The organism is Hymenobacter seoulensis (genome assembly GCF_054780535.1).
On sequence record NZ_BAAGWD010000002.1, the window covers coordinates 58,984 to 78,643 of the forward strand.

At 55.8% G+C, this 19,660-nt stretch carries 12 protein-coding genes; 3 read left to right on the plus strand and 9 right to left on the minus strand.

All coding sequences use genetic code 11. From position 1 onward, the window contains the following. Positions 1 to 15 precede the first annotated feature (15 nt). Positions 16 to 2,019, minus strand: a complete 2,004-nt coding sequence (locus tag ACYVHC_RS08130; RefSeq protein WP_460613192.1) for an ABC transporter ATP-binding protein — start codon at positions 2,017 to 2,019, stop codon at positions 16 to 18. 118 nt (positions 2,020 to 2,137) lie between these two features. Between ACYVHC_RS08130 and ACYVHC_RS08135 the strand changes: the two genes are divergently transcribed. Continuing rightward, positions 2,138 to 3,124 carry an aldo/keto reductase gene (locus ACYVHC_RS08135; protein ID WP_460613193.1) on the plus strand — a complete coding sequence of 329 codons (987 nt, stop codon included), beginning with the start codon at positions 2,138 to 2,140 and terminating at the stop codon, positions 3,122 to 3,124. 139 nt (positions 3,125 to 3,263) lie between these two features. On the opposite strand, the gene ACYVHC_RS08140 is transcribed toward ACYVHC_RS08135, so the two are convergent. The 3 genes from ACYVHC_RS08140 to ACYVHC_RS08150 form a co-directional block, all read right to left on the minus strand. Next, the gene (locus ACYVHC_RS08140) at positions 3,264 to 3,923 is read right to left on the minus strand and encodes a lipoprotein signal peptidase (RefSeq protein WP_460613194.1); all 660 of its coding nucleotides are present in this window, start codon (positions 3,921 to 3,923) and stop codon (positions 3,264 to 3,266) included. 263 nt (positions 3,924 to 4,186) lie between these two features. Then, positions 4,187 to 7,633 carry an isoleucine--tRNA ligase gene (gene ileS / locus ACYVHC_RS08145; protein WP_460613195.1) on the minus strand — a complete coding sequence of 1,149 codons (3,447 nt, stop codon included), beginning with the start codon at positions 7,631 to 7,633 and terminating at the stop codon, positions 4,187 to 4,189. A gap of 136 nt (positions 7,634 to 7,769) precedes the next feature. Next, positions 7,770 to 10,208: an efflux RND transporter permease subunit gene (locus ACYVHC_RS08150; RefSeq protein ID WP_460613196.1), complete on the minus strand. Its 2,439-nt coding sequence runs from the start codon at positions 10,206 to 10,208 to the stop codon at positions 7,770 to 7,772. A gap of 237 nt (positions 10,209 to 10,445) precedes the next feature. On the opposite strand from ACYVHC_RS08150, the gene ACYVHC_RS08155 reads away from it, so the two are divergent. Beyond that, positions 10,446 to 10,844, plus strand: coding sequence for a hypothetical protein (locus tag ACYVHC_RS08155; RefSeq protein ID WP_460613197.1), 399 nt, complete (start codon positions 10,446 to 10,448; stop codon positions 10,842 to 10,844). Positions 10,845 to 10,932: 88 nt separating this feature from the next. Here the strand turns inward: ACYVHC_RS08155 and ACYVHC_RS08160 are convergent, their stop codons facing one another. Continuing rightward, complete coding sequence (locus ACYVHC_RS08160) at positions 10,933 to 12,450, minus strand: glycine--tRNA ligase (RefSeq protein WP_460613198.1); 1,518 nt, start codon at positions 12,448 to 12,450, stop codon at positions 10,933 to 10,935. A 376-nt stretch (positions 12,451 to 12,826) separates the two neighbouring features. On the opposite strand from ACYVHC_RS08160, the gene ACYVHC_RS08165 reads away from it, so the two are divergent. Beyond that, positions 12,827 to 14,233, plus strand: coding sequence for an inorganic phosphate transporter (locus tag ACYVHC_RS08165; protein WP_460613199.1), 1,407 nt, complete (start codon positions 12,827 to 12,829; stop codon positions 14,231 to 14,233). A gap of 196 nt (positions 14,234 to 14,429) precedes the next feature. On the opposite strand, the gene ACYVHC_RS08170 is transcribed toward ACYVHC_RS08165, so the two are convergent. The 4 genes from ACYVHC_RS08170 to ACYVHC_RS08185 all read right to left on the minus strand — a co-directional run bounded on the left by ACYVHC_RS08170 (position 14,430) and on the right by ACYVHC_RS08185 (position 19,565). Further along, on the minus strand, positions 14,430 to 14,912 hold the full coding sequence (locus ACYVHC_RS08170) for a hypothetical protein (RefSeq protein WP_460613200.1): 483 nt from the start codon (positions 14,910 to 14,912) through the stop codon (positions 14,430 to 14,432). 57 nt (positions 14,913 to 14,969) lie between these two features. Further along, on the minus strand, positions 14,970 to 15,461 hold the full coding sequence (locus ACYVHC_RS08175) for a DUF4385 domain-containing protein (protein WP_460613201.1): 492 nt from the start codon (positions 15,459 to 15,461) through the stop codon (positions 14,970 to 14,972). A gap of 1,335 nt (positions 15,462 to 16,796) precedes the next feature. Next, complete coding sequence (locus ACYVHC_RS08180; protein ID WP_460613202.1) at positions 16,797 to 18,434, minus strand: Ig-like domain-containing protein; 1,638 nt, start codon at positions 18,432 to 18,434, stop codon at positions 16,797 to 16,799. A 225-nt stretch (positions 18,435 to 18,659) separates the two neighbouring features. Beyond that, a complete protein-coding gene (locus ACYVHC_RS08185; protein WP_460613203.1) occupies positions 18,660 to 19,565 on the minus strand; it encodes a class I SAM-dependent methyltransferase in 906 nt (301 codons plus the stop codon). Positions 19,566 to 19,660: the final 95 nt, after the last annotated feature.

Consider the following 19,660-nt stretch of genomic DNA (forward strand, 5'->3'; position numbering starts at 1 on the left):
GACTTGTTTGCCGACCTAGGCGCGGCTAGCTACGGCTGCCCGGATATCGGCGGGCTCATCTTTAGGAATAGCGGCCAGCAGTTGTTTGGTGTACTCGTGCTGGGGGTTGGCGTAGAGCTCAGCCGCGGGGCCGCTCTCCACAATTTTACCCTGACGCATGACCAGCAGCCGGTCGCTCATAAACCGGGCCACCGACAGGTCGTGGGTGATGAATAGATAGGTGATACCGAACTCACGTTTGAGGTCGTTGAGCAGGTTGAGCACCTGCGCCTGCACCGATACATCGAGCGCCGATACGGACTCGTCGCAGATGATGCATTTGGGCTGCAACGCCAGAGCGCGGGCAATACAGATGCGCTGGCGCTGGCCGCCGCTGAACTCGTGCGGATACCGGAGGTAGTGCTCATCTTTGAGCCCAACCGTCCGGAGCAGTTCCAGCACCCGCTCCTTTTGCTGTTGCCGGGTACCGCCCACGTGGTGCACACGCATCGGCTCCAGTATAGCTTCGCCCACGGTCATCATGGGGTTCAAGGCCGCATAGGGGTCCTGAAATACCATCTGAAACTCCCGTCGCTTGCGCCGTAGCTCTTCGGCCGGCAGCGTGGCTAAGTCAACTCCTTCGAACAGAATACTGCCTGAGGTTGGTTCCACCAGCCGTAGCAACGTCCGACCCAGTGTGGTTTTACCGCAGCCCGACTCTCCTACTAGGCCCACGGTTTCGCCGGGGTAAATGTCAAAGCTCACCCCATCCACGGCTCGTACATATTCGGTGGTACGGCGGAAGAAACCCTTGCGAATGGGAAAGTGCACGTTCAGGTTTTCTACCTGCAATAGCGGAGCTTGGGCAAGCACGCTCTGGGGCGCTTGGCTTACCAAAGGCTCACTGGCCGCAGAAGTAGCCTGAGGCTCGGAAGCATTAGGTAAGGTTGCCTCACCGTCGGGGGCTAGGCCCGTTGCCGACACCAACAACGGTTGGCCCGATTCTATCCCCGGGGCCGTTTCTAGGCCGAAATGTGGTTCCACAGGGCGTGAAACAGAATGTTCCACGGGAAACGTTTTGGTGGTTTCAGCTCCATGTTGAGGGCCTGATTTGCTTACCTCACCAATTTCAGTAGCAAGCAGTTGCGTTGCGCCAATTTCAGTAGCAATGAAGCCTCCATCGGCCGTTTCCTGCATAAAATCGGCTACTACGGGTAATTTTTTTCGCCCAACTGAAAGTTTTGGGCGGCAGGCCAGCAGGCCTTTAGTGTAGGGGTGTTGCGGGTTGGTAAAGATGTCGAGCACCGAGCCCTGCTCCACCACGCGGCCACGGTACATCACCAGAATGCGGTCGGCAATTTCTGCTACTACGCCTAGGTCGTGGGTGATGAAAATGACGGCCGTGTTGTGCTGACGACGGAGGTCGTCGATGAGGCGGAGCATCCGGGCTTGCACCGTTACATCCAGGGCGGTGGTGGGCTCGTCGGCAATTAGGATGGCGGGGTTACAGGCCATGGCCATGGCAATCATCACGCGCTGCTTCTGGCCCCCGCTGATTTCGTGGGGGTAGCTGCTGAAGATTTTCTCGGGCCTAGGCAACTGCGCCATTGTGAACAGCTCGACGGTACGGGCGGCAGCTTCCTTTTCAGTGAGCGAAGTATGCAGGCGCAGGGCTTCGACTACTTGGCTGCCGCACGTGTATACCGGGTTCAAGGAGGTCATCGGCTCCTGAAAAATCATGCTGATGTCGTTGCCGCGTACCTTCTGCAATTGCTCATCGGTGAGGGTTAGCAGATCAACCTCCCCTAGCGCCTCCGACTGAAACCGGGCCTCACCCGAGGTAATCTGGCCGGGCGGCAGCGGAATCAGCCCCATCAGCGCCAACGATGTAACGGATTTGCCTGAACCCGATTCGCCTACAATGGCCAGGGTTTCGCCGCGCCGAAGCTCGAAGGAGATATCCGCCACGGCCCGCGTATTGCCGCGGTGGCTCTGAAAATCGATGGTCAGGTTGCGAACGGAGAGAATAGGCTGGGACACGGCAACGAAAGACGAAGCGGAAAAAAGTAAAGATAGGCAGGCCCGCTGTAGCTTGCCGTGCCGATCCGGCGTATGCAACTTCCACAGAATATCAACCAATCCATCAAGTTACTAGCTCATGCAGTACCGCAAACTCGGCAAAACCGGCTTCAACGTTTCTGAAATCAGCCTGGGTACCTGGCAAGTAGGAGGCAAATGGGGCGAGCCATTCAGCCACGAAACCGCCGACGCCATCCTGAATTCCGCCGTTGATTCCGGCATCAACTTCATTGATACGGCCGATGTGTACGGCGACGGGGAAAGCGAAAAGGCCGTGGGCCGCTTGGTACGCAGCCGCTCGGAGCGCGTGTACGTGGCCACCAAATGCGGCCGCCAACTGCAGCCCCATACCAATGAGGCCTATCAGCCCGCGGCACTTCGCAAGTTTGTAGAGGCTAGTCTGCGCAACATGCAGCTCGAAACCCTGGACCTGATTCAGCTACACTGCCCTCCTACCGACGTGTTTTACCGGCCCGAAATCTTTGAACTGTTTGATCGGCTCAAAGAGGAAGGCAAAATCCTGAACCTAGGCGTGAGCGTGGAAAAAGTGGAGGAAGGCCTTAAAGCCCTCACCTTCCCTAACGTCACCACCATCCAGCTTATCTTCAACATGTTTCGACAGCGCCCCGCGGAGCTATTGTTCCAGGAAGCCAAGCGCCATGATGTGGGCCTGATTGTGCGCGTGCCGCTGGCCAGCGGCCTGCTCACCGGCAAATTTTCGCCCCAAACCACCTTCTCTGCTGAAGACCACCGCCAGTTCAACCGCGACGGCGCCGCTTTCGATAAAGGTGAAACCTTCTCGGGCGTAGATTACGAAACGGGCCTAGCTGCCGTGGAAGAGCTGAAACAGGTGTTTCCTGGCCAGGAGAACCTAGCGCCCTTGGCCCTGCGCTGGGTGCTGATGTTTGAGGAAGTAAGCTGCGTGATTCCGGGCGCCTCCAAGCCCAGCCAGCTGGCCTCCAACCTGCAAGCCGCCGAGCTACCTGCCCTTACTACGGAGCAGATGCAGGCCGTGCGCCACATTTATGAGCAGCGCATCAAGCCGCTGGTACACACCCGCTGGTAGCACTCTCGGTTTACGCTTGCTCAGACCCTAGTAGCGAGCCTGAGGATAGTTTGCTTCTAGACGAGGCCTAGTAACCTGATTCATAAAAAAGGCCTGCTGGAGTATTCCAGCAGGCCTTTTCAACTTTTAAACCGAAGCATTACACGAGCTCTGAGGCTTCCGCGTCGCGGCGGGCCTGGGCAGCGGCGGCATCATCGGCCGCTATGGGGTGCGCTTCCTCCAAGTGGTGGCCATAGAATCGGTTCTGGAAAATCAGAATTAGCGCTACCCCCACAAAAATGGCCGAGTCGGCAATGTTGAAAATGGGCCAGAGCGAGAGGTGCGTCCCCCCGATCAGCGGCCAGGAGCTAGGCAGAATGCCTTCGTAGATGTCTACGTACAGCATATCAATCACCTGCCCATGCAGCCAGGGTGTGGGCACTCCAAAAGGCGCGTTGTCGTAAATAATGCCGTAAAAGATGGAATCTATGAGGTTGCCGATGGCCCCGCCCAAGATCATGGCAATGCAGATAACAAGGCCATTGGGGGCATGCTGTTTCCAGAGCCGGTAGATGTAGTAGCTAATGCCCGTAACGGCCACCAGGCGGAACAGCGTCAGTAGCGCCTTACCATACGGCGGCGGCAGCTCCACCCCAAACGCCATACCCGGGTTCAGCGTGTAATGCAGCTTAAACCAGTCGCCGATCAGCGGAATCTCGCCGGGCATGCCCATGGTCATGTAGCGGTTCACGGCCCACTTCGAGAGCTGATCAATGACGATGACCAGCAAGGCCACCAAGTAGTATTTCCAGTACTTCATACAGTAGAAGTGAGAGGTTGGAAGCGAGAAGTGAGATGAGCAACTGACAAAAGTGCAGTCTCGGCCCCTAGCTCCTCTCCTAGCACAAAGTGACGAAGAATTTTGGACTTCGCCGCTCTGCAGCTTACTCCTTTTCCTGCGCCTATGGTATATGTTCGCAGAGGCTGTTTGTGCCCTTTTGAACTGATTTAGAGAGACGTTGAAATGCTTTATACGCTGGTGTGCCAACCGGCCTTTTTACAAAACCGATTGGCACCTCAGCCTCAGGCAGTTGCCACGTGTAGCTGCACAGGCACGCTGAACTCGTCGAATTCCAGCACCGAACCACCGTTCAGATCAGGCGCGAAACTCAGGGCCAGCGCTTGCACTTCTTCGCGGATGTAGTCGCCAAACGACTGCACTGCTGCTTCCAGCTCCGGCTGGTGACCTAGTGTTACCCGGATCTTGTCCTGTACTTCCAGGCCGGTGTCTTTGCGCAGGTTCTGGAGGCGGTTCACTAGCTCGCGGGCCACGCCTTCCTGGCGCAGCTCATCGGTCAGGGTCACGTCGAGGGCTACCGTGAGGGGGCCGTCGGTGGCAACGAGCCAGCCGGGCAAGTCCTGGGTCCGGATTTCCACGTCGTCCGGAGCCAGCGTAAGGACTTCGCCATCGACTTCTACGGCCAGCTGGCCGGTCTTTTCGAGGGTGCTGATTTCCTCCGGCGTCATTTGCTGGATGCGGGCGCCTACGGCTTTCAGCTTAGCACCGTACTGCTGACCTAGGCGCTTGAAGTTAGGCTTCACCGACTTCACCAGCACGCCGCTGGTATCGTCGAGGAACTCCACGTGCTTCACGTTCACCTCGGCACAGATCAAGTCTTCCACCTTGCCTACTTGCTCGCGTGTGCTCTCGTTAAACACCGGCACCAAGATGCGCTGCAGCGGCTGACGCACCTTCAGCACCGACTTTTTCCGCAGGGAGTGCGTGAGCGAAGAAATCCGCTGGGCCAGCTCCATGCGCTCTTCCAGCGCCTTATCGATGCGGGTTTCATCGGCCTGCACTAGCAGCGTGAGGTGCACCGATTCAGGCGCCAGCGGCGTGTTTTTAGCCACTGCTTCTTCGCGCATGCCGTCGGTCATGTTCTTGTAGAGCCATTCGGCGAAGAAGGGCGCAATGGGAGCCATGAGTTGCGAAACCACCACCAAGCATTCCTGCAGGGTTTCGTAGGCGGCGCGCTTGTCGGTAGACAGTTCGCCCTTCCAGAAACGGCGGCGCGAGAGGCGCACGTGCCAGTTGGAGAGCTGATCGGTCACGAAGTCCTGAATGGCGCGGGCGGCTTTCGTGGGGTCGTATCCATCATAATAGCCGCGTACTTCCACAATCAACGACTGTAGCTTGCTGAGAATCCAGCGGTCCAGCTCGCTTAGCTCCGTGTAAGGCACACGGTCAAACTCGCGGGCCTGGAAGCCGTCGAGGTTAGCGTAGAGGGCGTAGAAGGAGTAGGTGTTGAACAGCGTGCCGAAGAAGCGGCGCTGCACCTCTGTGATGCCGGCGAGGTCGAACTTGAGGTTGTCCCAGGGCTGGGCGTTAGCAATCATGTACCAGCGCGTGGCATCGGGCCCGAACTGGCTGATGGTCGCAAACGGATCTACGGCGTTGCCGAGGCGCTTGCTCATCTTGTTGCCGTTTTTGTCCAGCACTAAGCCGTTGGCCATTACGTTCTTGTAGGCCACTGAATCCTCCAGCATTACGGCCAGAGCGTGCAGAGTGAAGAACCATCCGCGGGTCTGGTCCACGCCTTCGGCGATGAAGTCAGCGGGGAAATTCTTCTGGAATTTCTCGCTGTTTTCCAGCGGGTAGTGCCATTGGGCGTAGGGCATAGCGCCACTATCAAACCACACGTCGATGAGGTCAGTTTCGCGGTACATAGGCAGGCCAGAGGGCGATACCAGGAAGATATCGTCCACGTAGGGGCGGTGCAGGTCCATCTTCTCCCCGTTGGCGTAGGGGTTATGGGTCATGACTTCAGCCGCAACGGCCTTGTCAATCTCCGCTTTCAGCTGCTCTACGGAGCCAATGCAGATTTCCTCCGTGCCATCCTGGGTGCGCCAGATGGGCAGGGGCGTGCCCCAGTAGCGCGAGCGGCTCAGGTTCCAGTCAACCAGGTTTTCGAGCCAGTTGCCGAAGCGGCCGGTGCCGGTACTGGCGGGCTGCCAGTTAATGGTTTTATTGAGCTCGATGAGCCGGTCTTTCACCGCCGTGGTCTTGATAAACCAAGAGTCCAGGGGGTAATAGAGCACGGGCTTATCGGTGCGCCAGCAGTGCGGGTAGGTGTGCTCGTACTTCTCCACTTTGAAGGCCGTACCGTCGCCTTTCATGCGGATGGCAATGCTTTCGTCGAGGGTCTTGTAGTCGGCGCCGCTCTGGTCGTGGCCATCGTAGTTTTTCACCCAACGGCCGCCGAATTCGCCCATTTGCTGCACGTAGCGGCCGGTGCGGTCCACGATGGGGCCTAGCTTGCCCTCATCGTCGGCTACCATCAGCGCGGGCACATCAGCCTGCTGAGCGGCCCGGAAGTCGTCGGCGCCAAATGTGGGCGAGATGTGCACGATGCCGGTACCATCCTCGGTGGTCACGAAGTCGCCAGGAATCACGCGGAATGCGCGCTCCTCGCCTTCGAAAGCTGGGAAGCCTTTGTCTTGACCGAACAGACGCTCGTAATTGATGCCTACCAGATCGGAGCCCTTTAAGGTGTTTTCGATGCGCCAAGGCAGTACTTTGTCGCCGGGCTTGAAGTCTTCAAACGAAGCGTTTTTGCCTTTCTCCGAGAAGTACTTTCCTACCAACGCCTCCGCCAGCACCACCCGAACGGGGGCGTAGGTGTAGGGGTTGAAGGTGCTCACCAGCACGTAGGGAATGTTCTTCCCTACTGCTAGGCCAGTGTTAGCCGGCAACGTCCAGGGCGTAGTCGTCCAGGCCAAGATGTACACATCCGGCTCCGATGCACTGTCGCCATACAAGGCAGCCAACGGCACCTCGTCTATCTTGACATTGCTGAACAAGGCCTCCGATTTCTCGTTGCGCTTCACCTTGAACTGGGCCACGACGGTTGTGTCCTTTACGTCGCGGTAGGTGCCGGGCTGGTTCAGTTCGTGCGAGCTTAGGCCAGTGCCGGCCGCAGGCGAGTAGGGCTGAATGGTGTAGCCTTTGTAGAGCAAGCCCTTGTCGTAGAGCTTCTTGAGCAGGGCCCAGCAGGTCTCAATGTACTCGGGCTCAAAGGTAATGTACGGGTCATCGAGGTCAACCCAATAGCCCATTTTCTCGGTGAGGTCGTCCCACTGGGCCTTGAAGCGCATCACGGTTTCGCGGCAGCGCTGGTTATATTCCTCAATGCTGATTTTCTTGCCGATATCTTCCTTCGTGATGCCTAGCTCCTTCTCTACCTGCAACTCAATGGGCAGGCCGTGGGTGTCCCAGCCGCCTTTGCGGTTTACCTGCTTGCCCAGCAAGGTCTGGTAGCGGCAGAAGATGTCCTTCACGGTCCGGGCCATCACGTGGTGAATGCCGGGGGCGCCATTGGCCGAAGGCGGGCCTTCATAAAACACGAACGTAGGCTGCCCTTCGCGGGTGCTTACGCTCTTCTCAAAGATGCCGTTCTGCTTCCACCACGCCAGGATATCGGTGCCGACCTGGCCATAGTTGAGCGGCTGCTTGTATTCGGGGTAGTTCATTGAGTGGGGTCGTTGTATCAGAACGTCATGCTGAGCTGGCCGAAGCATCTCTACTGCTGGCTAACTGGCCTATGAAGCAGTAGAGATGCTTCGGCCAGCTCAGCATGACGGTGGTTTTTTAAGTTGTGTTCTGGTTTTAATCGTTCAGTTTCGGCTGCACCTGCATTCTATCCAAGTTGAGTTCGAGGTCATCATCTTCCTCGTGGTAGTTGTCATCGTAATGACGAATACCGGTTTGGTCGATAACATCCTCGTCCTTGCCGTGCTCGAAAGTAACGAGCAGGCAGGGCAGCAGAATCAGGTTAGAAAAGTTGGTTATCAGCAGACTGGCCGACATCAGAAGCCCTAGGGCTTTGGTGCCGCCAAACTCCGAAAAAGCAAACACTGAGAAGCCGAGAAACAGCACAATGCTGGTGTAAATCATGCTGGTACCGGCCTCCGAAAGCGTGGTGCTAATGGCAGCTTTCACGCGGCGGCCATTAGCGGCCATTTCCTGCCGGAACTTGGCCAGCAGGTGAATGGAGTTGTCGCCATCAATGCCCAGTGCTATGCTGAAAATCAGGGCTGTGCTGGGCTTGAGCGGGATGCCGAAGTAGCCCATAATGCCGCCCGTGAGCAGTAGCGTAAAGAAATTGGGCAGCAGCGTAAAGAACACCGCCCGGATGCTACGGAACAAAATCAGAACGACCAAACCCACTAGCACAAAGGCAATTACCAAGCTTTCTTTGAGCATCCCAATCAGGTACTCATTGCCTTTGGTGAAAATGATGGTAGTGCCCGTGAGCTTGACATCCATACCCGTGCCGTTGAAAATCTTGTTGATTTCGGGCTTGATGCGGTTGTTGATCAGGGTATCGAGGTTGTGCGAGCCGATATCGGCAATCTTCAGGGAGATGCGGGCCCGCTGCATAGTGCTGTCGGTGAAGGAGCGCAGCAGTTTGCTGGTCAGTTGGCCCTCGCTGCCCTTCGTCGACTGAGAATGCGCTAAGTAGCTGAAAATGTAGTTTTTCTCGGAGTTATCGGGCAGGCGGTAGTACTCCGGGGAGCCATTGTAAAAGGCCTGCGTAGAGGCCTTCAGGAAGGTTACCACACTGACGGGGGTAGTAAGCACGGGCTGGGTGCGCAGGAAGTTTTCCAGGCGGTCAATCCGCTCCAGCGTTTTCAGCTTCAGCAGGCCTTTGGGCTTGCCAGTATCCACTACCATTTCCAGGGGCATTACGCCGTTGAAATGCTGCTCAAAGAACTTCAGATCGGAGTTGACGGATGAGTCTTTGGGCAGATCATCTACCATATACGACACTGATTTCACCTTCATCACGCCAAACGAAGCCAGCACGACCAGGGCGGCAGCCGTCAGGTACACGGTGCCACGGCGCTCCAACACTAGGTAGTCGAAGAACTCCAACAGCTTAGTAAGCGGCTTGGCCTCCAGGTGTTCCAGCTGTTTGGGCGTGGGCGGTGGCAGAATGGTGAAGATGATGGGCATCAAGATAAACGAGACCATAAAGGCCACGAAAATATTGACGGTGGCCACCAGCCCGAACTGATACAGAATGGCAATGTTGGTGAAGCAGAATACCACAAACCCGATGGCTGTGGTGGTATTGTTCATCAGGGTTACTAAGCCAATTTTGCGCACCACCCGCGCCATAGCCAGCACTTGGTTGCCCGATTTACGGTAGTCGTAGTGGTAGCGGGAAAGCAGGTAGGTGCAGTTCGGAATACCGATTACGATGATAATACTCGGAATCAGGCCCGTGAGCAGATTGATTTTGTAGCCCAGCAGCACCATGGAGCCAATGCACCACGTCACGACGATGAGCACGATGAGAAGCGGGAACACCACCGCCGACCAGGTCCGGAAGAACATGAACAGCGTGAGAGCCATCATCACAATGGTCAGGCCCACAAACAGCTTCATTTCGCTGGCCACTTTCGTGGTCATGGTAGCACGCACGTACGGCAGACCAGCGTAGTGCATTTTGATGCCCGTTTTCTTCTGAAACCGCTCGGCATGGCCCAGAATCTCCTGCATCACGGCTTCGCGGCGCGAGGAGTTCAGGTACTTGGGATCCATGGTGAGGGCTAGCAGCGTGGCTCCGGTAATGGGCGAAATCAGCTGGCCTTTATAAAACTCCTGAGCGTTTACTACCCGCATCAGCGAGTCCAACTCAGGCTGCGTTTGCGGAAAGTTGCGGAAGATGGGCGTGGCCCGGAAGGTTTGGCTAGCCGTGTCTTTTTCCAGCTTCGGCAGGCGCGTAACGCCCAAAATGCCCGTTACGCCTTCTACCTTACTTAGCGTATCGGTGAGGGTACGCAGCTCATTGAAGTTACCGAGCTTGTATACGGAGCTGTCCTGCATGCCCAGCACGAGTACGTTGCCATCCTCGCCAAACGTTCGTTTGAACTTCTGGAAGTACACCATGTCCGGATCCGTAGGGCTTACCACTTGGGCAAAGTCGTAGGTCATCTGCACCTTTCGAGCTTCCCACGCCATAAACACGGTAATCACGGCCAAAAGCCCGATGAGCAAACGGCGGTTCTTAATGACAAACAGGGCGAGGTTCCTCCACATAGGCTGCTAAAATGCAGCAAAGGTACACAACGCCCCGCAGCTATGCGGTTAGTGCACAGCGATTAACCTTCTCGTTTGTAAAGGAGTCTGAAAAAGGAGGTTAGCAATAATTTCATTTTTTGTTCTGAATATAGAGAACTTTTTATGCTATTTATGTCGTAAAAGCAGGTATCCCAGTAAGTTACCTCGGGCAATAATTGTACTTTAACGCTTATTGGTTGTTGTTTTTCATTTTCCATGACTTTGTATTATTCCCCGGACGCCTCGCTTACGTACAACGCGGATTCCGAGACTCTGCATCTTAACTACAATGCTACCCGGCTATCGGTCTCTTTCGGGCAGGCCTACCACCGGGCGCTGGAAGAGATGCTGGCTCATAACGTAGGCAAGCTTTTACTGGACCTGAAGCGCAACGCGACCCCAACTGATGAGGACGACGAGCTGACTGGCCCCCTGGCGACTGTGCTGCCTGAGCAGCTGGCGCGCCCACTGTTTATAGCCGCGGTAGTCTCAGAAGGCCAGTACCAGTATCAGATTGGTAATTCCATTGCTTCCTCCACGCTTCCTTCCTCGCAGGTAGAGTTCAATTACTTTACCTCCCACCGCGACGCTGTGCAGTGGTTAAGTGAGAATTAAGACCTAGTACCACAACATGTTGTAGCAACGCAAAAGGCCGCCGGATTGCTCCGGCGGCCTTTTGCGTTGCTAAGGAACTAGTACCTGCTTACAGCTTTTCGAAAATACGGGAGAAGCTCACGGCCTCGCCAATGTAGCTGCGCAGTTCCGAGATAGGCATGCGCGTTTGCTCGCGCGAGTCGCGGTGGCGCACGGTTACGGTGTTGTCTTCCAGGGTCTGGTGGTCAACGGCAATGCAGAAGGGAGTGCCGATGAGGTCCTGGCGGGTGTAGCGCGTGCCGATGGAGTCCTTCTCCTCTACCACCAACCGGAAGTCGTGGCGCAGGGAGTTATAGATTTCGTTGGCTTTGTCAGGTAGGCCATCTTTTTTCACCAGCGGGAAAATAGCGGCCTTGATGGGCGCCACGGCGGGGTGCAGGCGCAGCAGCTTGCGGGTTTTGGTTTGCTGCTTCTCGCCTTCGCCTTCGGTGATGGTTTCCTCCTGATACGCCTGGCAGAGCGTGGCCAGGAATAGGCGGTCGGCTCCCACCGAGGTTTCTACCACGTAGGGCACGTAGTTGCCGTAGGGCTTGCCGGTTTCAGGGTTAATGTCGTTATCGAAGTACTGCTGCTTTTTGCGGCTCAGGTTCTGGTGCTGGGTCAGATCGAAGTCGGAGCGGGAATGAATGCCCTCAATTTCCTTGAAGCCGAAGGGGAATTCATACTCGATATCAACAGCCGCCTTGGCGTAGTGGGCCAGCTTCTCGTGGTCGTGGAAGCGGAGTTTGTCGGCGGGCAGGCCCAGGGCCTCGTGCCAGCGGCGGCGCGTAGCCTTCCAGGTATCGTACCACTCGCCTTCGGTGCCAGGGCGCACAAAGAATTGCATTTCCATCTGCTCGAACTCCCGCATCCGGAAGATGAACTGGCGGGCCACAATCTCGTTGCGGAAGGCCTTCCCGATCTGGGCAATGCCAAACGGAATTTTCTGACGCGCCGACTTCTGCACGTTCAGGAAGTTCACGAAGATGCCCTGAGCCGTTTCTGGGCGCAGGTAAATCTTGCTGGAGTCTTCGGCCACGGCGCCTACCTGCGTCGAGAACATGAGGTTGAACTGGCGCACGTCGGTCCAGTTGCTGGTCTTGGAAACCGGGCAAAGGATCTGCTCATCAATGATGAGCTGCTTAACGCCGGCTAGGTCCTCGGCCGTGAGCAACCGCCCCATTTCAGCCAGCAAGGTTTCAGCGCGGGCTATTTCGTTGTTTTTCTCGTACTCGGCGGCGCGCTCCTCCAGCAGCACATCGGCGCGGTAGCGCTTCTTGCTGTCGAGGTTATCAATCATGGGGTCGGAGAAGCCATCCACGTGGCCGGAGGCTTTCCAGGTGAGCGGGTGCATAAAGATGGCCGCATCAATGCCCACCACGTTCTGGTTGAGCTGGGTCATGGCCTTCCACCAGAGCTGCTTCAGGTTATTTTTGAGCTCCACGCCGTTGGGGCCATAGTCGTACACGGCAGCCAAGCCATCATAGATTTCCGAAGAAGGGAATACAAAACCGTATTCCTTGGCGTGCGACACGATATCGGCCAGGGTGCTCTCGGCCGTGGCGGCGGATTTCTGCTCGTTGCTCATGAGGGAAAAGTAGGTACTAGGTACGTAGTGGTTCGTAAGCCGAAAGAAGTGAGCTGCTAGGTCGGCGGTGGCCTTCAACCGCTGAATGCGGCAGTCCGGCGGGCTCTACAGTCTTCTTTTGGGTACTGAAATAGCAAAAGTAGCCAAAGCTTTAGCTTGTGCCCTAGCCTGGCCTACACAAATAGCCCAGAGGCGCTGCCACTCAATAATTTACTGTGCATCAGGCCTTCGGGTTAAACCCAACATCGGTTCTTGCGTTTAGCGGCTCATTACACAGGGTGTCCGGCGAGTACGGTAACAATTTCATAATCTTGCGCCCCCTTTGGGCGGTCCTACCTTTGTTTACCGAAACTGAATCTTCACCAATCCCCCCCTTATGTTTGGCTTAGAGCCTCATGTGCTATTGCTGCTAATCGCCTGCTTGGTGGCAGCTTGCGCGTTTGAATTTGTAAACGGCTTCCACGACACGGCTAACGCCGTTGCGACGGTAATTTACACCAACACCCTGCGGCCGTGGGTGGCAGTCGTCTGGTCGGCATTCTGGAACTTCATCGGGGTGCTCACGGGCGGTATTGCCGTGGCGATGGGCATTGTGTATCTGCTCCCGGTGGAAAGCCTCGTCGATCAGAATGTGTACCACGGCATTGCCATGGTAGCAGCCCTTATTCTGGCCGCTATTATCTGGAACGTGGGCACCTGGTACTACGGCATTCCGGCTTCCAGCTCGCATGCTCTTATTGGGTCTATTCTGGGAGTAGGCATTGCCTACAGCTTCCTGCCCGGTGCCCGCGACGCGGCCGTGAACTGGAGCAAAGCCGGCGAAACGGGCCTGGCACTTATCATCGGGCCGGTGTTTGGCTTCACACTCACCATCCTGCTGATGTTCCTGCTGAAGCGCCTGGTGAAAAACAAAACCATCTTTAAGGAGCCGCATAAGCGCAAACCACCACCCCTCTGGATCCGCCTGATACTGATTGTAACCTGTACGCTAGTAAGCTATTTCCACGGCTCCAACGACGGACAGAAAGGTGTGGGCCTGATTATGCTGATTCTGATTGGCATCGTGCCCTCCTATTTCGCCCTCGACCACACCAAGAACCCCTTGGATATGCGCGACTCACTAGTGCGCGTGGAGCAGGTAATGAGCAAGATAAATGTAGGGGACCTAAGTGCCGATGACCGTAAAAACGTAGCCGATATCCGCACTCAGACCAACATCCTCGACCAGGTATTTGTCGAAAAAACGCGGGTGGAAGAGCTGCCGCAGAACGCTCGCTTTGAGATTCGTCGCGCTATTCTGCTGCTTTCCAACAAAGCCAAAAAGATTCAGAGCAGCGACAAAGTAAGCTTGAGCACACTGGACCGGAAAACGCTGGATGATGGCCTAAAGGATATGAAAGGCTTCACGGACTACGCCCCTACCTGGGTGTTCGTGATTGTATCCATCTCTCTGGCTGTTGGTACCATGGTGGGCTGGCAGCGCATTGTGAAAACCATTGGCGAGCGTATCGGGAAGGAACATCTAACCTATGCTCAGGGCGCTTCCTCGGAGCTGGTAGCCGCTACCATGATTGGGGTTAGCTCGGGCCTAGGCCTGCCGTCCTCTACTACGCACGTATTGTCTTCGGCCATTGCGGGTAGCATGGTAGCCAACCGCGGCATCAAGAACCTGAACCCGCAGATGGTGCGCAACATTGCTCTGGCCTGGGTGCTCACCCTGCCGGTCACGATGGCTCTGTCGGGCGGATTGTTCTTGCTGTTCCGGGCCATTATGCCTTCCTAAAATTTTCCTGGAAATACACAAAAAAAGCCGCTCCAATTCTGGAGCGGCTTTTTTTGTGTTCGGCTGATTTTCAGCGCACTGGCTTTATGGAGGGTTTGTTAGCTTTGCGTACCTAGTGTTGGGTAAAACCCCGGACAATTAAGCACTTATCCACTTATCAACACAATTTTTGGTTTGTTTTGTGGATAACTCTAACCTAGGCGGGCCATTGTACCTCTAAGTCGTCGTTGATGAACACGCCGAAGTTGACAAACTGCAGTTCGTTTTCATCGAAATACATGTCAATCATTTCCTTTTCGTAGGAGATGCGCATCTCGCCAGTGTCCATTTTCTCTACTTCGCTTTGCTCGTGTCCGTGGCGCTTCATTAGCTCCTGAATTGCTTCGGGGCTCTTGCCATGAATGGGCTCGCCGTAGAGGCTGATACCGGGGTGGTCTGTCTCGATGCAGCTCAGGCGGTAGTCGTCTTCGCGGTCGAAATACAGAGAATATCCTTCCTCGAGGTAGTTCCAAGCTTGGTGCTCAAACTCATCGTCGTCTTCCGACTCTTCTATTTCTTCGGGCTCTCCCATCAGGGCGCGTACCTCATCCATGGTAGCGCCAAACTTGAGCGGGCCCATGCCGATGCCTAGGCTGATTTCGTTTTCTTCGGTGCTGGAGGATTGGGCTGGTGTCTGCATAACCGTTAGGTCAAGGGTGAAGGGTTCAGGGAAAGTAAAGGTAGGGGTTCTGGAATGTCATTTGCCGTAACGCGCTTCGAACGCGGCGCGTTGCCGCACATAGTCCGGATGCTGCTTAGCCTCGTCCCACTTCTGCTTGAATATAGCAGCCGCTTCAGCCTTTTCAGGGTCTTCGGGGGAACGAGGAAGCTCCGCGCGTCCGTGGGCGCCGCTCTGGCCTTTTTTATCGGCTGGTACGGGCCCGTCATACTTTTTGCCGCCCTGATGGTTGGCGTAGCGCCGGGCCCTAGTAAACCCCATCTGCAGAAACTTACGAGCCATATCGGCCCCCACAAAGTCTTCGTTCTGTAAATAGGCCTCAAACAGCCCGTAGATATACTCCGATGACTCCCGGGCCACATCTGGCGTCCGGAAGCGCCAGTGGGGCAGAATCTCGGCTTTATACGGCTGTACAAGCAGCACCCCCTGCTCGCCTTTACCCACGCGGTACAGCTCGGGGTGCTGGCGGAAATCAACGATCCGGAAATCCAAGGTATAGTCGAACGGCATGGGCAAAGGCAGTAAGGCTGAGCTAAAGCAGCTATACGCCGGTAAGTACCCTAGGGCTGCGTATTTGTTGCTTCCTGAAACCTATGTCGTGGATAACCGGGCTTTTCATGTGGATAACCGGCTGGTTATAAACAACTAAACAATATACATGTGGGCATAGCAACTGCTATCCACAAGCCTATCCACAGAGATGGCCGTTTTGTAGGTTTCAGCAGTTTAGCTTCCCACAAAGCCTAGTGTTTGGGAGGATGCACGGGCGGTTTTCCACGGAAGGCAGCTCTGCATCACCCGGCCGCACCGGTTTGGCGGCCTGAACGACCTAGGCCGTGTGGATAGCGAAGGAAGCACAGTAATGCATAGCGAAGCACCTCGCTTGCAGCACTGAGTTACGAGCCTACTGTCAGCACACGGGACGCTACTAGACCCAGCATAACGCTCTTTCTGCTAGACGAAAACTTTACGGCCTACGCACCCTAGGCCTCGAATTTGCCCAAACCACTTGACGTGCGTTTTCTGAGCCGCAGACTTTTCCGGGCAGCGACCAGGGTCCGAACTGCATTTTGGTTCAGCCCCGCTTTTCCACACAGTTAATAACTTTTAAGATTCTTTTTTAAATAAATTCTTCTTTGTTATCCATCGTTAGGGCTGTGTATAAGTGGATAAGAAAATGAGGTTATGCACACCGGGGATAACATGTGAACAAGAATGCAGTTATACACCGTCTATCAACAGGGTGTGTGGAAAATAATCATCTGATTTATAACACGTTAAATACGTTTTTCACAATTCACACAGCTTGTACACAAATCCACAATTCACATTCCTGTACGATGTGGATTGTAGTATTTTCGGGGGATAGTTATCCACCCTTATCCACGCTTGACTAGGGCTCGAAGGCAGGTGTAAGGGCCACCGAACATCCAAAAAAACTTCTCCGCAAGTTCTCCACGAGTTATCCATAGGTTTCCCCACCATTATCCACAGATTATGCCCTCAGTGAATCAGGACGTGGAAAACTATGTGGATTGCTGTAACCGGGGTAGCTAAAAACAGCCCTGATGAAGCAGGAGGCCCAATTTGCTGTGTGGATATCTAAATGGAGCATAGCCTATATAGCCCGCAGTAGGATTATTCCGACTTCGGTGCCGGCTGCTACTTGTCGGGACACTAATAGCAACTGCTAGCCAGCGCGCCTAGGATGCTACACAGGACTACCCTGACAACAGGCGTACCTATGCGGCTTTGCAACGTGAAGCGACGGCAGAACCATAGGCCAAACAAAACGCCCGATTCCGGAGACCAGAATCGGGCGTTGCTGCGTGAAAACATAGGGAGCTAGAAGCTAATGGCCTCCACGTTATCGAAATTAGAGCGGACCTGAATGGTTTTGGGAAAGAGGTACACCGGCTCCGTAGGCACCCGCAGCTGGGGGTCGGGGCCTTGCCAGCGCCCGTCTTTGTTCGCGTCAATCAGCACCCGAATGCGATAAGCGCCGGGTTGCAGGTTATTGAAGCGGTAGGTGCCACGGGGGCTATCGAGGGTTGTTTGGACCTGGCCGGTACCGTCCAATAGCTGCACCCAATACCGGGTAGCTTTGGTCTGGATGGAGCCGCTGAGCGTACCGGCAGCATTCTGATCTGTTACACGCAAGCGCAACGGCTTTAGTCCAAGCGGCTGCCCCGATAGATTTTGAATAGCTGTACTATCAAGCAGAATAACGACGTTTTTACGGGCAGTGGTGTTTAGAGCTACGGTGAGGGTAGTGCGGTCGGGGCTCAGCGCTCCGTCTTGTGGCACGCGGAGCGGCCGGCGCTTCACCGAGTCTTCTACTAGCGTGCCAAAGGGCCTTTTGGCATCGAAGCGAATGGGTTCATTAAACACAAACCGCACTTGCCCTTGCCGGTACACCTCCCGCGGGCTGCCTTCCACGGCATAGGTAGCGCCCCGTTTGGCCGGTGCCGTGCCCTGAAACCGGACATTGACAGTATCACGGCCTACGTTGCCGGCACTGTCGGTAGCGGCCAGCAGGTAGCGGCCCTCCGTGAGTGCTGGCGTACGAAACAAGACGGCCGTGCGCCCGCGCTCCGTTAGGAGCACACCTTCATTAAGCTGGGGAGCGGCTGGGGCGGCCGCCGTTGCGCCCAGTGGGGCAAGTACAATGCGCTCCACCCCTTCATTGTAAGAAATCCGATACTCCGTTGGGCCGGGCTTTTGGGTAGTGATAAGGGCACGGCGCGAATCGGGGCGTACCAGCTGAAAACGCAGGCTGTCGAGTGTGGTGCCGCTCACAGAAAGCAAGTCGGGCAGATACGCAATACGCTCTCCTTCCTCGTAGCGGTTGCTTTGGTTTTTGTCCAGCAATGCATACGCCCGGTATTTTCCAGCTTTCAGATACTGCAGCTCAAAGGCGCCCTGCTTATCGGTGCGGGCCAGGTAGTAGGGCTTGCCGCGCCGGATATTGGCCGTATCGGTTTCGGGGTACAATACCACCGATACATTTTCGGTGGGCTGCTCCGTGAGTAAGTCGGTTACTACCCCGCGCACCGAGCCCGAGTCGAGCTGCGCGCCGGTGCTAAAGCTAATGATGGCTTTTTCTGCCGGGTTGCTCTCCGTAATGTCACTGATGGAGCTACCGAAGTTAAAGGAGTACGTGGTATTGGCTGCAAACGGCTTATCGAAGAGCAGGGTAATGGAGGTGCGGTCTTCGCGCACTTTATAGGTGTCCTTCTCGCCGAGGACCGGAGCCACAATCAAGTTCTTCTGCAAATCCTTTACCTGCACCTGCTCCGAAAACTCCAGCCGCACTGATTGGCCCTGCACGTTACGCTCGCCGTTGGCAGGTATGCTCTTCACGAGTTTAGGCGGAATAGTGTCGCGGATGCCTCCTTCGGGTGTGCTGATGGCAGCGCATCCGCTCAGGCCCGTAGCGGCCAGAAAGCAGAGAAAAAGACTAGCTCGGGCTGGTTGTAACATATACAATAGGTAGCGGGAACGGAGGCCGGCAGCGGTGGCTGCTTCAGGCACCCCGAAGGTACAACGAGGCGCGGCAACCCTGGCTTACTAGGTGCTCAACGCCGATAAAGGCAAAAACTGACATTCCGGCCCCTGCAAAAAAGCTGCTCACCCACTACGGAAGCATACTTTGTTAGCAGTAGCCGGAATGGCAACTTTCAGAGTGTGTGCAGGGTAGCCTCCCTCCTACCCTGCCGTGGCGCGCTTGCGGGCCACATAAATCAGGCTGGAGTACTGGCCATCGTGGCTGGAGGCGTAGCGGTTCGACTGGTAGCCGGCTTTGAGCACCGTCAGCATTCCACCGCCCCGCTCGGCGCGGTGCTTTTCACTGAGCATGCTCACGTAATAGGCATCCAGCGGCATCGGAAGCACCTCCTGCACCTGCATCTTGTGCTTTTTGAGCAGCTGCTTCATGGTTTTGGGACTGAAATGATACAGATGCCGCGGCACATCGTAGGCGGCCCAGTCCTGGCGGTAGTGTTGCGCATCCAGGCTATCAATGTTGGGCACGGCAATGATGAGGGTGCCATCGGGCTTCAACAACCGGATGAGCTGCTGAAGGGTATCGTTCAGCTCATGAACGTGTTCCAGCACGTGCCACAGGGTAATAGCGTCATAGGTGGCAGTTGGGAGCTGGGCTAAATCCAGGAGTGGCAAGGGCTGGCCAACGCGCTGGGTGGCTTCTTCGCGCGCGCGGGCGTTGGGCTCCCACCCCGCCACCTTCCAGCCATTGGACTTAGCCGCCGCCAGAAAATGGCCCGTCCCGCAGCCGTAGTCCAGCAGGCTGCCTTTGCGCGGCGCCAGCTTATTTACGAGAGCCACTTTACGGCGCATCGTGAAAAAACGAGCCACCTTATAGGCCTGATTGATCATGCCACCGGCACCGCTGTTGTGGGATACATATTCGTCCGACTCGTAATAGCTGCCAATGTGCGCCGCATCGGGCCGCGGATTGGTGAATTGGAACGAGCAGGCCTGGCACTGCTGAATGGCAAAGCTTTCCTTGCTAACCGATTTATCTTCTACTACCAGTTTATTGCTAAACTCGGTTTTGCCACAGACGGGGCACTTCTCCAAACGCTCGTAAACCACAGATTTGCGCTGATTAATTTGATAACGCTGCGCCCGGCAATACAACTGCTACCGCCGTCGGCTGCACCACGAAGGTACGAAACCAAAGATGCCAC